We start from the raw sequence: 13264 nt of genomic DNA, 5'->3' as shown, positions 1-13264 counted from the left end.
CCCTGAGCCTTTCCGTCAACACGGTTTTGCTGTGTCCGGCTCGCTGGTCAACGGTGAGCCGTGCCGGAGCAAGGCTTGTAAATAAACCTTTTCGTCGTACACGGTGCTGCTCTTCCAGCACTGATAAACGATCCGGATCCACTTGAACGCCAGGGCCCTGAGGGCCGCTTGGTATGAGCAGCCTTTGGCCCTTTGCTGGCGATAATAAGCCTCTGCCCATACCGATTGATTGATGCTGTGTGCAGCCCACTCAACAAAGGTCTGGCGCAAAAAAGTTGCGCATTGATAGCGCCAGTGGACGACTTTTTTCTTGCCACTGCGTTCGGTGACCGGGGCAATCCCGGCATATCGCTGCACAGCACTGGCATCCTTGAAGCGATCACGCTGCTCACCAAAGGCGACCATCAACCGTGGTGCAAGCTGCTGTCCCGCGCCGGGCAAGGCCTTGAAGAGTCGATAGTCGGCCAGGGTGTTGGCAGTTTTTTCGATCTCCCGATCAAAATCTTTGATCGCCGTGATGACCCCTTTCAGTTGCGAGACCAGGGCCAGCACATACAGCGCTGAAGGACTGACCACGCCTGGATCTTCAGTCAACGGCATGGCTTTGGCGATCAATGCCAAACGCTGCTGATTGAGCTCAGCATGGCGAACATTATGCGCGTGAAGGAACTTCAAAACGCTGGCCGGCCGAGCGCACTTCAAATGTCGACCAGCGCGCCAAAAACTCACAGAAAACCAGCGTGTCATGGTCATGAAACAGCTCAAGAGCCAACGGATAATACTGTTTGAGCATGCAGACCAGACGATTGCTGATCTTGACCCGGTCATCGACCAACCCGCGGCGATGTTCGGTCAGGCTGGCGAGCGAACGCATGGCGGAGCTTTGCTGGACCAGTTGAGGAAACCGTTCGGGGTGATTCAGCAACAGCTCAAGCGCCCATTGAGCATCCGTTGGATCATCCTTGGCGCCACTGGGGACGAAGGTTTTACGGTGCCGGGCCAAGATGCTCGGATTGATCGGAAAGATACAAAAAAACTCATATTTTTGCAGAGCCGCTATCAGTGGCCCTTTGTTCAACTCCACGGCGATCGCGATCGGGCCACCGTAACGTTGATGCAGCGACTTGGCCCAGCGATCAATCGACTCGGGCTTGTGGTCGATGACCTCGAAACTCCGCTGCGCCTCTCCAGCAATCTGCAAACAGATGTCGTGCTTGGCGTCTGCCCAATCAATTCCGATATAAGCAGTGAAATTCTGAGACAGGAGCGTTTGCATGGAATACTTCCACAGGCGCTAAAGTACATGCAGGGACATGCATGCTTGCGTCCAGCGAAAGCGATATAGAGAGCCGTGTCGGGCTTTCCCTGAGAATTCGTTAGAGGGCGCAAGCGCACCTGTGGACTCGAAGGTGAAGGCGTAATCATCGAGTGCTGCGCGAGCATATTCGTAGCCCGCAGGTGCATGTTCCTTCCTCGCCGACAGCCAACTTCCAGCGAAGTCAGTATGGAAGAGAAAGGAACGGACTACCTATATCGCGAGCAGGCTCGCTCCCACATTGGATCTGCGTCGTTCACGAATCCCCTGTGGGAGCGCGCCGCGGTTTAAGGCGTCACGATATTGAACTGCGGACTAAAGCTGTCCAGGCTCCCCAGCAACTCCCCAAGCTTCTTCCCGTTCCCCTGCAACTTGATCAACCCCTTCTGAATCGCCGTCGGGAAATCCAGTTGCTTCAAGCTGATCTGATCCAGTGTCGCCTTGCTCAAACTCACACTGGCGTCCGCCACTGGATTGAGTCCGCTGCGATGGGTCAGCACGCCGTTGCGCAGGGTCAGGTTGTAGTCCTTGTTCTGGTCTTCGAACGTCCAGTTCAACGTGAGGTCATGACCCACCGCTTTGTCGCTGTCGAGGCGGATCGCGAGGTAATCGAAGAACATGTCCGGCGTCATCGCCCGCACCATGTCCACCGACACTGAACTGCCGGCATGCTGCGGCACGCCGTTACGCAGTTCCATCGCCCCGGTCAGGTACATGTTGCGCCAGGTCGCGTTCTCGCTTTGATAACCCAACTGCTCCAACGCTTCAGCCTGAGCGCTGCGACCAGGCGTATTATCTGGCTCGGCAAACAGCAACTGGTTGCCCAACTGCGCCGCCCAGCGGTATTCACCCTTGGCCATCGCTGCGCGCATTTTTTCGATCACCGCCGCGCCGCCACCCATGGCCTCGACGATGCGTTTGGCGGTGTCCACCGGCGGCAGCGGATTGAGGTTGGCCGGGTTGCCGTCGTAAAAACCCATGTAGCGCTGGTACACCGCCCGGGAATTGAAACTCAGCGAACCGTAATAACCACGGGTGTACCACTTTTGATCGAGGTCGCCGGGCAGCTTCTGCATGTTCTCGGCGATTTCCATCGGCGTCAGGCCCTGGTTCAGCAGGTGCAGCGTGCGGTCGTTGAGAAACGCGTACATGTCGCGCTGATCGGCAAGGAAGGTGCGAATCCGCTCGCCGCCCCAGGTCGGCCAGTTGTGCTGGGCAAACAGCACGTCGCTCTTGTCGCCGTAGCGCGCCAGGCTGCTGTCGAGGTATTGCGCCCAGGCCTTGGCGTCACGTACTTGCGCGCCGCGCGGGGTAAGGATGTTGTGCATCATCTGCGTGGCGTTCTCGGCCATGCACAACGCGCGAAACTGTGGCAGGTAGAGGTTCATTTCCGACGGCGCTTCCGTGCCCGGCGTCAGCTGGAATTCCACCTCGATACCGGCAATGGTGCGGGTCTCCAATTCCTTGCTGATAAGGTCCGTCGGCTCGATCAGCGTGATGGTGCCGCCTGTAGGCAGGCTCTTGCCCATGCCCGAATCCACCTGGCCTTTCTCGCCACGGGGCAACAGGCTGCCGAACTGATACTGCGAGCGGCGGCTCATGGCGTTGCCGGCGTAAACGTTCTCGCTCATCACATGTTCCATGAACCCGGACGGCGCAAACACCTTCACCTTGCCGGCCTTGACGTCAGCCTCGTCGATCACCCCGCGTACGCCACCAAAGTGGTCGACGTGGGTGTGGCTGTAGATCACCGCCACTACCGGCTTCTGCGGACGATTCTGGTAGTACAGCGCCAGGGCTGCCTTGGCGGTTTCGGCCATGGTCAGCGGGTCGATGATGATCAGCCCATCGTCGCCTTCGATGATGGTCATGTTGGCCACGTCGAGGCCGCGCACCTGGTAAATCTTCGGGCTGACTTCAAACAATCCGGCGTGGGCACTGAGTTGGGCCAGGCGCCACAGGCTCGGGTTGACCGAGGCCGGTGCCTGATTCTTGGCGAGGAAGTCGTAGGCCGGGATGTCCCAGATGACCTTGCCGGCCGCGTCCTTGACCTGACCTTTGAACGGCGCGGTCAGGCCACGGTTGACCGACTCGTAATCCGTCCGGTCGCTGAAGGGCAGGTGTTGCAGGACCGCAGTGTTGTTCGTGGCAGTGATGGGGCTGGCGTTGGCCGGTTCATCGGCGGCGTAAATCGGTTGTGTCAGGGATGCCGTGATCAGGTAGGCCAGCAGGCCACGAGGGCTCAAAATGAAACGAGGCATGGCGTCTCCGTTTTTTATCGTTATGGTTAGACCAGCCTCGAGGTTAGAGCCGCAGCCGGGCGCGGCTGCAATCGTCACCGGACAAAAACCATGCAGGGCCGCTATCCTTGCCCCACGCCCCTCTATCAGGTTTATCCATGCTGCAGGTCCAAGGCGTCTTCAAAAGCTACGCCACACCGCAAGGTCCGCTTGCGGTGTTGCAGGGTGTCGACCTCACCTTGAAACCCGGCAGCAGCCTGGCGTTGATGGGTGAGTCGGGCAGTGGCAAGAGCACCTTGCTGCACTTGATTGCCGGGCTGGACAAGGTCGATCGCGGCAGCATCCGCAGCGGCGAACATCGGTTGGATCAGATGAGCGAAGGGCAACTCGCGAACTGGCGGCGGACCGAAATCGGCCTGGTGTTTCAGCAGTTCAACCTGATCGGCAGTTTGCGCGTGGAGGACAATCTGGCCTTCCAGGCGCGACTGGCGGGGCGGCATGATCCGCGCTGGCAGGCGCATCTGGTGCAACGTCTGGGGTTGGCTGATTTGCTGCGGCGTTATCCGGAGCAGCTGTCCGGCGGCCAGCAGCAACGGGTCGCTTTGGGCCGGGCCCTGGCGTCCCAGCCAAAACTGCTGCTGGCCGACGAACCCACCGGCAGCCTCGATGAAGCCACCAGCGATGAGGTCTTGAAGTTGTTGCTGGAGTTACTCGACGACAGTCCCACGACCTTGTTGATGGTCACTCATAGCCCACGGGTTGCCGCGCGAATGGCAGAAAAAGTGGTGCTCCACGGTGGCCGTCTGGCTGGCGCGGACGAGCGCTGAGGTGCGGGTCTTGCGCGAGACGCTGCGGGCGCTGCTCAGTCATTGGCGGCAGCATCCGGTGCAGTTTTTCAGTGTGCTGACCGGGCTCTGGCTCGCCACCAGCCTGCTGACCGGCGTGCAGGCGCTGAACAGCCAGGCGCGTGAAAGTTATGCCCGGGCCAGTCAGTTGATCGGCGGCGAACCCCAGGCCAGCCTCAGTGCGCCCAGCGGCGCGACCTTTCCCCAGCAAGTGTTTGTCGACCTGCGCCGTGCGGGTTGGCCGGTGTCGCCGGTCCTGCAAGGTCGGGTGACGCTCAAGGGGCATGACGACCAGCGATTGCAGCTGATGGGGATCGAGCCGGTGTCGCTGCCCGCGGGTTCCGCAGTGGCCGGGCAGGCGTTGGCGATTGAGCAGATTGTCGAGTTTTTCAGCCCCCCGGGCAGTACCTGGATTTCGCCGCAGACGTTGCAGGCACTGGGTCTGCACGAGGGCGAACGCCCGGTGAGTTTGAGTGGTCAGGCCTTGCCGCCGCTGCATGCCCAGTCCGATATGGCGCCCGGTGTGTTGCTGGTGGACATCGGCTTCGCCCAGCAGATTCTCGGCCTGCCGGATCAGCTGTCGCGCCTGTTGCTGCCGAAGGATTTCACCGCGACCCTGCCTGATCAATTCAAGGGACAACTGCAACTCAAGACCCGCGACGAAGAGAACAATTTGTCGCGCCTGACCGAAAGCTTTCACCTGAACCTCGATGCCCTGGGTTTTCTGTCATTCGTGGTCGGCCTGTTCATCGTCCACGCCGCGATCGGTCTGGCGCTGGAACAACGCCGTGGCTTGCTCAGAACCCTGCGTGCCTGTGGCGTCAGTGCGCGAATGCTGATGACTTGTCTGACGGTCGAGCTGGGTGGCCTGGCGTTGATCGGCGGACTGGCCGGGGTCGCCAGCGGCTACCTGCTGGCCAGCGTGCTGTTGCCGGACGTCGCCGCCAGTCTGCGTGGGTTGTACGGCGCCGAAGTGGCGGGGCAGTTGAGCCTCAGCCCTTGGTGGTGGCTCAGCGGCGTCGGCCTGAGTCTGTTCGGTGCGTTGTTGGCCGGTGCCAACAGTCTGTTGCGGGCAGCGCGCCTGCCGTTGCTGGCCCTGGCCGATCCGCAAGCCTGGCATCAGGCTCACGCGCGCTGGTTGCGGCGCCAGGGCTGGGTCGCCGTGATTGCCGCGGTGGTCGCGCTGCTGGCGTTGATCTTTGGCGACAGCCTGAGCAGTGGTTTCGTGCTGATGGCAGCACTGTTGATCGGCGCCGCACTGGCGTTGCCGGTGGTGCTCAACATCGTGTTGAACCTGGTGCTGCATCGCAGTCGCTCGGTGCTCGGCCAATGGTTTCTCGCCGACTGCCGTCAGCAACTGCCGGCCCTGAGCCTGGCGCTGATGGCGCTGTTGTTGGCACTGGCGGCGAACATTGGTGCGGGCAGCATGACGGCTGGTTTTCGCCAGACCTTCAGCGATTGGCTCGAACAACGCCTGACCGCCGAACTGTACGTTAATCCGCGAAATCCGGCCCAGGCCAGAGAGCTGCAAACCTGGCTCAAGCAGCAACCCGGACTCACGGCGGTGCTGCCCAACTGGCAGGTGTCGATCCAGTTGAAAGGCTGGCCGGCGGACGTCGTCGGCGTGATCGATCACCCGACGTATCGCCAGCATTGGCCGCTGTTGGAAGCCTTGGGCGACAACCCTTGGGACCGACTGGCCAAGGACGATGCACTGATGCTCAGCGAACAACTGGCCCGTCGGTTGAAGGTGCGCCTGGGCGATCACCTGACGATTCCCACACCGAACGGCGCTTGGTCGCCACGGATCGTCGGCATCTACGCCGATTACGGCAATCCCAAGGGCCATCTTCTGGTCAACGTCAACCATCTGCTTCGCGGATGGCCGCAGCTGACACCGAGCCGTTTCAACCTGCGCATCGACCCGCCGTTGATCCCCGCCTTCCTGACCGCGCTGCAAACACGCTTCTCTCTGGACGACAGTCGCATTGTCGACCAAGCCCGGCTCAAGGGTTGGTCCACGCAGGTGTTCGAACGCACCTTTGCCGCGACCGCCGCGCTCAACAGCCTGACCCTCTGTGTGGCGGGCGTGGCGCTGTTCATTAGCCTGTTGACCCAAAGTCAGAGCCGCCTCGGGCAACTCGCCCCCCTGTGGGCGCTCGGTGTGACTCGCCGGCAATTGATGCTGCTCAATCTCGGGCAGACCTGGTTGCTGGCGGTGCTGACCCTAGTGCTGGCGTTGCCGTTGGGGATCGCGCTGGCATGGTGCCTGGACACGGTGATCAACGTCCAGGCCTTCGGCTGGCGCTTGCCTCTGCGGGTGTTTCCGATGCAGTTGCTGCAGTTGATGGGGTTGGCGCTGCTGGCGACTTTACTGGCGTCGGCGTGGCCGCTGTACTCGCTGTATCGCACGCAACCGGCGGATCTGCTGAGGACGTTTGCTCATGAAGATTAAGCTCGGCGTGTTGCTATTGGCGTTGTTGAGTGGGTGCGATAACTCGGCGCCTGTTGAGAAAGGCTTCGCGGGTCTGGGTCATCAGGCCGCCGCGTTTACGCCGGTGGTGCCGGGTCGGGTGTTCAGCTTTCCGGCGGATCACGGTCCTCATGACGGTTTTCGAATTGAATGGTGGTACGTCACCGCCAACCTCAAGGACGATCAGGGTCGCGAGTTCGGCGCGCAGTGGACGTTGTTTCGCAGCGCACTGAAAGCGACGCCCGAGGTCGCGGGCTGGGGTAGTCAAATTATCTGGCTTGGCCACGCGGCCGTGACATCGGCGACGGTGCATCACGCCGCTGAGCGCTATTCCCGTGGTGGCGTGGGTCAGGCCGGGGTGAGTCTCGCGCCGTTCAACGCGTGGATTGATGATTGGCGTTTCAGCAGTCAGGGTTCCGATCCTTTGGCGGATCTTCAACTCAGCGCCCGGGACAAGGATTTTGGCTATCAACTGCGGCTGACCTCCACACGTCCTTTGGTGCTTCAGGGAGACCAAGGCTTCAGTCAGAAATCCGAACAAGGGCAGGCGTCGTACTACTACAGCCAGCCGTTTTTTCAGGCCCGCGGCACGCTGGAAATCGATGGCAAAACGTACCAAGTCAGCGGCCCGGCCTGGCTCGATCGTGAGTGGAGCAGCCAACCCCTGACCGCCAACCAGACTGGATGGGACTGGTTTTCCCTGCACCTGGACAGCGGCGAACAGGTGATGCTCTACCGCATGCGGCAGAACGACGGTGCGCCTTACCTCACCGGCACTTGGGTCGACGCCCAGGGCCAGACGCAGTTGCTGAACGCCGCCGACATCAGCCTCACACCGCAAGACACCGCCACTGTCGCCGGACGTTCGATGCCGGTGCGCTGGTCGATCAAAATTCCCGACAAACACCTCGACATCACAATCAGCGCGCTCAACCCCAAAGCGTGGATGGCGTTGCGCATTCCCTATTGGGAAGGGCCGGTGCAATTGAGCGGCAGCCATGGTGGGCAGGGTTATCTGGAAATGACCGGGTATTGAGTCGGAACTCTCGGTTGGGCGACAGCCTCCTAAGTTAAGACACCGGTACACAGGAGCCCGCCATGAGCGACGACCTCAAACCACCTGACCTTGCTTCCTGGCAGCGCCTATTCGACGACAAGGCCTACTGGCAGCAGTCCCCCGACGCTCATTACACCGAACTGTTGCGGGTGGCCGATGACTTGCTGGGGCAGGGCGCTATCGACCTGGAACAGTGGCAAGCCCTGAAAGCCAAGGCCGATCAATCCCATAAGGACTCGCCTGCCGTGAACGTCGCCCATGAAGTTGACGATCCCGACGCCTGAGGAGAACCTACGTGAAACCGACAAACCCCACTGAGCACCCTGACGAACCGCGGCCGCCGGGTGAAGTCGAGCGCGACAACGATGCCCTGCGCCCGACTGATCCGACCCGACGCAAGGAAAGTGGCAAGGGCACAGACAGCGGTGAATCCACGGCACAAGAAACCGCAAAAACGCCCTGATCAGCGTCTATGCTCATCTGCACAGAAGGCGCTGGACTGGGGTTCAGCGCTCTTTCCGACCGCCATCAACATCGAAACCTGAAATTCAGAAGAAACTGAAGGATCTGAAAGCAGGGCAGAGCGTTGTGGTGACCTACACCGTTATATTGAAAATGACCCGTCATCACGACAGTTGAGTGTTAGCTCTATATATTTTTGTACAAGTTTTGTACAAGAATAATCAGTTTTAATGGTCGACTTGGTTAATTGAAGTCGCTTGTTAAAATAGTATTTGGGCCGACATTTAATCAATGTTGTTTCGATAAATTTCATGTTCATATACGCGGACATATTCGAAAACTTCAATTAAAATACTTCCCGTTCGCCCAGTGTCAGGGCTCTTTACCAGTGCATGGATTGCCAGGCCATTCCACTGGGCGAACACCTTCTCGACGTGCGATACAATCTCGCCCTGCAGCACATCAAAGTCATCAACCTGATACTGGCGTCAACGAGTGAGCGGCTTATAAGAATCGAGTGTTGGTTAAGTACGCGTTGATGAGGCGCTACTTGAAATGCCGGTTGGAATATAAAAAAACGGGCGATCTTAGGATCGCCCGTTTTTTTGTCCTTTAAATCTGAGCCTGAATTGATTTTGCGGATTGGGGCGCTGACGGCGCTGACGGCGCGGATGTGTGGGATGCGTCGAGGGAGTCGAATCATTAATTGACGCCAGAATAGTGGCCATATAGCATTGCGCCACTATTTGGCCATCAGTCTCCATTTCGAGGGATCGAACATGTACCCACCCGCCCTCGTGGCGAGGTTGTGCCTGGCTTTGCTGTGCCTTTCTCCGCTAAATCTTGCTCACGCCGCCCTCACCCCCGGTGAAACCGACCTCATCCGCGAACGTCAGGATCGCCTGCTCGAAGAGCAACGTCGGCGTCTCGAAGAGCTCAAGGAATTGCCCGGCAAGGCCGCCAAACCCGCGCAACCGGCAGCCCCCGCCGACACCCGTTGTTTCCCGATCAAGGACATCGAGCTCAAAGGCGCCGACAGTCTCTCGGACAGCGATAAAAATCGTTTGCTCAAGCCATATATCGGTCAGTGCCTGGGCGTTACCCAGCTCAATGAACTGTTGAAAGTCATCACCGACCACTACATCGAAAAAGGCCTGGTCACCAGCCGTGCCTATTTGCCGCAGCAGGATTTGTCCGGTGGGCATCTGAAAGTGCTGGTGGTCGAGGGCCGGCTTGAAGGGTTGAAGGGTGCGCAAGACAGCAAACTGTCGGACCGTGAGCTGGCCATGGCTTTTCCCGGCAAGACCGGTGACCTGGTCAATCTGCGGGAAATCGAGCAGATGGTGGATCAGTTGAACCGCTTGCCGTCGAATCAGGCGCAGATGGAGTTGACGCCGGGCAAGAACGTCGGTGGCAGCGAAGTGTTGGTGAAGAACACCCCGCAAAAGCCCTGGCGTGCCGGGTTGTCCCGCAGCAATGACGGCCAGCGCAGCACCGGCGAGCAGCAGTGGGGCACGACGTTTGATTGGGACAGTCCGTTGGGCTTGGCCGATCAGTTGATGCTGCGTGGTGGTCACGACGCGATGACCGATCACCAGCACATGTCCAACAACGCGATGCTCTATTACAACCTGCCGTGGGGCTGGTGGAACTTCAGTTACACCTACAGCCAGAGCGAGTACCGCTCGCAAGCTCAAGCTAACGGCTTCAACTTCAAGCAGACCGGCGACAGCCAAAACCATCAGTTGCGCGCCGAGCGTGTGATCCATCGCGACGCGGTGAGCAAGACCTCTCTCAACGCGGGTATCTCTTACCTGCGCAGCAACAATTTCATCGAAGACAGCAAGCTCAAGCTGAGCAGCAACCGCCTCAGCGAAATGCAGTACGGCATCAACCACGGTCGACGGGTCGGCAGTGCGTTCGTCAACCTCGACCTCGGTATGCAGCAAGGCATCGGCGCGTTCGACGCCCAGAGCAATGGCCATCCTGGTCTTGGCGAGCCGGACGCGCGCTACCGCAAATACACCGCCACCGCGAGTTACCTGCAGCCGTTCAAGGTGTGGGGCGAGTCCTTCAGTTTCACCAGCCTGATGACCGGCCAGCGCAGCGAAGATGTGCTGTTCAGCCCGCAGCGCACCAGCCTCGGCGGGCAGTCGTCGATTCGCGGTTACAAGGATCAATCCTTGTCCGGCGACAGCGGCGGCTACTGGCGCAACGACCTGCGCTGGAGCCGTCCGGTGACGCTGGAATGGCTGCGCCCGGTGTTTGCCGAGTACGGCACCAGCCTCGGTTACGACCAGGGCGTGATTCGTGGCGATCGCTACAACGGCGATCAACACGGACGCATGTCCAGCAACTCGGTTGAGTTGTTTGCTCGCGGTCAGCATGTGGCCGCCAGCGTGACGTTCGCCCATTCCCTGGAACGCCCGGACACCCTGACCGAGCGCGAAGCGCCGATCTATTTCCGCGTGGATTTCTTCCTCTAAATTCTGCTTTAAACGAGACTCGATCATGGACGTTCGCCACTACGCTTTTCTCGCTCGCCAGCCCTCTGCGGATCTGAAAGCCCGAGAACACTTCTGGGGCATGCCCAAGCGTGGGTTAGCGTTCCTGTTGGCCAACGTCATGTTCTGGCAGCCGGTGTGGGCCCAGGCCGAGGGCATCGTCGTGGCGACGCCGGGCACCAGTCTCGGTCAGGCGGGCAATGGCGTGCCGATCGTCAACATCGCCACGCCCAATGGCAGCGGCCTGTCGCATAACCAGTTTCACGATTACAACGTCGGCGCCCAGGGTGTGATCCTCAACAACGTCGCCGCGCAAACCGGTGCGACGCAGTTGGGCGGGATCATCATCGGCAACCCCAACCTGACCAACCGGATCGCGGCGCAGACCATCCTGAACGAAGTGGTCGGCGGTAGTCCGAGCCAGTTGCGCGGTTACACCGAAGTGGCGGGGCAGTCGGCGCGAGTGATCGTCGCCAACCCGTATGGCATCAGTTGCAACGGTTGCGGTTTCATCAACACCCCGCGCGTGACGTTGACCACCGGCAAACCGGTATTGGATGGCGCGGGTCGGCTGGATCGTTTTCAGGTCGATCAGGGCAGCGTCTCCATCGACGGCGCCGGGCTGAACGCCAACAACGTCGACCGCTTCGAAATCATTACCCGCAGCGCGAAAATCAACGCCGAGATTCAGGCGAACAACCTGACCCTCATCGCCGGACGCAACGACGTCAACGCCGACAGCCTCAACGCCACCGCCACCGCCACCGCCACCGCCGATGACGGCAGCGCCAAGCCACAATTGGCTATCGACTCCTCAGCTCTGGCCCGGACTTCTTGAAGCTGGTATTGATCGTGAAGATGCACGCGCACTACTGGAGGATAAGGATTTCCAGAGCAAAGTGCTGTTGCAGTTGAGCTCGTTGGTAGGTCAGGATCCTGGCTCGATTGCTGATGCAAAAGCTGCTCTTGAGCCGATCACTGGTGAAAAAAATATCGTGGTTAAGGGCAAAGCCTTTACCTTGGATCAGCGCATTGTGTATGGCGCTGCCACCATCAGCGAATACATCCAGAATAATCCCGATAAAGCAGAGGCTGTGGAGTACGTTCTAGCTGCTGCTCAAGGTCCCAAGGGATTGATTTTACTAGCGGCCCAAAAAGCGCTAGGTGCTACTTCCGCAGGCCAGGCTATTGCTGAGTGTAGTGGTCAACTAATCCCGGACACGACGTTAAGTTTTTCTTCGGCCCGAGCTGGCGCCAGCCCACCGTTGAATTGATGGGGCCGAATCCAGTTGTACCGATGCATCAAGAAATGACTGATATCGCGTTGGGCTTCTTGAGCCGTCCTGTAGCCCGTGGTCGGTATCCATTCGGTTTTCAAGCTGCGGAACACGCGCTCCATCGGCGCGTTGTCCCAGCAATTCCCCCGACGACTCATGCTCTGACGCATGCGATAACGCCACAGTCGCTGGCGAAATAAACGACTCGCATACTGCGACCCTTGATCCGAGTGAAACAGCAGCCCCTGAGGCCTTCCCCGTTGTTCGTAAGCCATATCCAGCGCCTTGATAACCAGCTCGGCGTCCGGCTTTTCCGATAGCGCCCAGCCCACCACCCGACGCGCGCAAAGGTCCATCACGACAGCCAGATAGTGCCATTTCCCCTGAGCCCAAATGTAGGTGATGTCGCCGCACCACACTTGGTTGGGTGCCGGGACATCGAACTCCCGATTCAAGATATTCGGGATATCCAACCGTTCAACCGTTGCCCGTTTGTAAGCATGAGAACCTGGCTGTTTGCTGACGAGGTCAAGCTCACGCATCAAGCTGCGCACTTTGAACCGACCGAGTTGCTCACCATCGTCACGCATCAACGAGAGGATGCTACGGCTGCCGGCAGCACTGCGACTTTGTGAAAACAACTCGCTCACCCGGCTGCGCAACCGAAGCCGTTCGACATCCGGCGTTCGGTGCTTGAGGCGGTGGGCGTAGTAACTTGATCGATTGATCTCAAACACTTTGCACAGCCAATCAATCGGCTCATGGACGCTCAGCTGATGGATCAGCGCGTACGCTCGTGATCTTCCGACATCAAGAGCGCGGTAGCCTTTTTTAATATCGATTTTTCCCGTTCAAGGCGGGTAATTCGGGCTTCCAACTCCTGAATTTTTTGCTGTTCCGGTGTCAGCGCTTTGCTCTGCGGGGTGACTCCTTGGTGTTCCTGCTGAACCTGGTCGACCCAGCGGCGTAGTGCCGACTCGCCGACACCGAGTGAACGGCTGGCTTCGATGTAGCTGTAGTTTTGCTTGAGCACGAGGTCGGCAGCCTCGCGTTTGAATTCAGCAGAAAAGGAACGGCGTTGTTTGGTCATC

General features: G+C 59.4%; 9 protein-coding genes and 2 pseudogenes. 8 read left to right on the top strand and 3 right to left on the bottom strand.

Annotation, left to right across the window (positions count from 1 at the left end; translation table 11 throughout):
- Nucleotides 1-15: 15 nt before the first annotated feature.
- Nucleotides 16-1276 (bottom strand): annotated as a pseudogene (locus ACYZT0_RS14655) (IS110 family RNA-guided transposase).
- Between the two features lie 326 nt (nucleotides 1277-1602).
- Complete coding sequence (locus ACYZT0_RS14650; protein WP_462046433.1) at nucleotides 1603-3576, bottom strand: alkyl/aryl-sulfatase; 1974 nt, start codon at nucleotides 3574-3576, stop codon at nucleotides 1603-1605.
- Between the two features lie 137 nt (nucleotides 3577-3713).
- Here ACYZT0_RS14650 and ACYZT0_RS14645 point away from each other — a divergent pair, with 137 nt between their 5' ends.
- The 8 genes and pseudogenes from ACYZT0_RS14645 to ACYZT0_RS14610 all read left to right on the top strand — a co-directional run bounded on the left by ACYZT0_RS14645 (nucleotide 3714) and on the right by ACYZT0_RS14610 (nucleotide 12170).
- Nucleotides 3714-4382 carry an ABC transporter ATP-binding protein gene (locus ACYZT0_RS14645; RefSeq protein WP_462046432.1) on the top strand — a complete coding sequence of 223 codons (669 nt, stop codon included), beginning with the start codon at nucleotides 3714-3716 and terminating at the stop codon, nucleotides 4380-4382.
- A 1-nt stretch (nucleotide 4383) separates the two neighbouring features.
- Nucleotides 4384-6855: an FtsX-like permease family protein gene (locus ACYZT0_RS14640; protein WP_462046578.1), complete on the top strand. Its 2472-nt coding sequence runs from the start codon at nucleotides 4384-4386 to the stop codon at nucleotides 6853-6855.
- On the top strand, nucleotides 6845-7909 hold the full coding sequence (locus ACYZT0_RS14635; protein WP_462046431.1) for a lipocalin-like domain-containing protein: 1065 nt from the start codon (nucleotides 6845-6847) through the stop codon (nucleotides 7907-7909). The genes ACYZT0_RS14640 and ACYZT0_RS14635 overlap by 11 nt, the downstream gene beginning before the upstream one ends.
- Nucleotides 7910-7971: 62 nt before the next feature.
- A complete protein-coding gene (locus ACYZT0_RS14630) occupies nucleotides 7972-8214 on the top strand; it encodes a hypothetical protein (protein ID WP_462046430.1) in 243 nt (80 codons plus the stop codon).
- Nucleotides 8215-8225: 11 nt separating this feature from the next.
- Nucleotides 8226-8393, top strand: coding sequence for a hypothetical protein (locus ACYZT0_RS14625; RefSeq protein ID WP_462046429.1), 168 nt, complete (start codon nucleotides 8226-8228; stop codon nucleotides 8391-8393).
- 778 nt (nucleotides 8394-9171) lie between these two features.
- Nucleotides 9172-10878, top strand: a complete 1707-nt coding sequence (locus ACYZT0_RS14620) for a ShlB/FhaC/HecB family hemolysin secretion/activation protein (protein WP_462046428.1) — start codon at nucleotides 9172-9174, stop codon at nucleotides 10876-10878.
- Between the two features lie 25 nt (nucleotides 10879-10903).
- Nucleotides 10904-11719: pseudogene (locus ACYZT0_RS14615) on the top strand (filamentous hemagglutinin N-terminal domain-containing protein); the annotation flags it as partial.
- Nucleotides 11673-12170, top strand: a complete 498-nt coding sequence (locus ACYZT0_RS14610; RefSeq protein WP_462046667.1) for a hypothetical protein — start codon at nucleotides 11673-11675, stop codon at nucleotides 12168-12170. The pseudogene ACYZT0_RS14615 and the gene ACYZT0_RS14610, both read left to right, overlap by 47 nt.
- Here the strand turns inward: ACYZT0_RS14610 and ACYZT0_RS14605 are convergent.
- A protein-coding gene (locus tag ACYZT0_RS14605; RefSeq protein WP_462042754.1) for an IS3 family transposase occupies nucleotides 12101-13263 on the bottom strand; the annotation gives its coding sequence in 2 pieces (ribosomal slippage) (nucleotides 12101-13008 and nucleotides 13008-13263; 1164 coding nt in all). The genes ACYZT0_RS14610 and ACYZT0_RS14605 overlap by 70 nt on opposite strands.
- Nucleotide 13264: the final 1 nt, after the last annotated feature.

This window comes from Pseudomonas sp. ZS1P83, from assembly GCF_054897825.1.
Note: the sequence above shows the minus strand (reverse complement) of the source record. Positions and strands in the feature narration are given on the sequence as shown.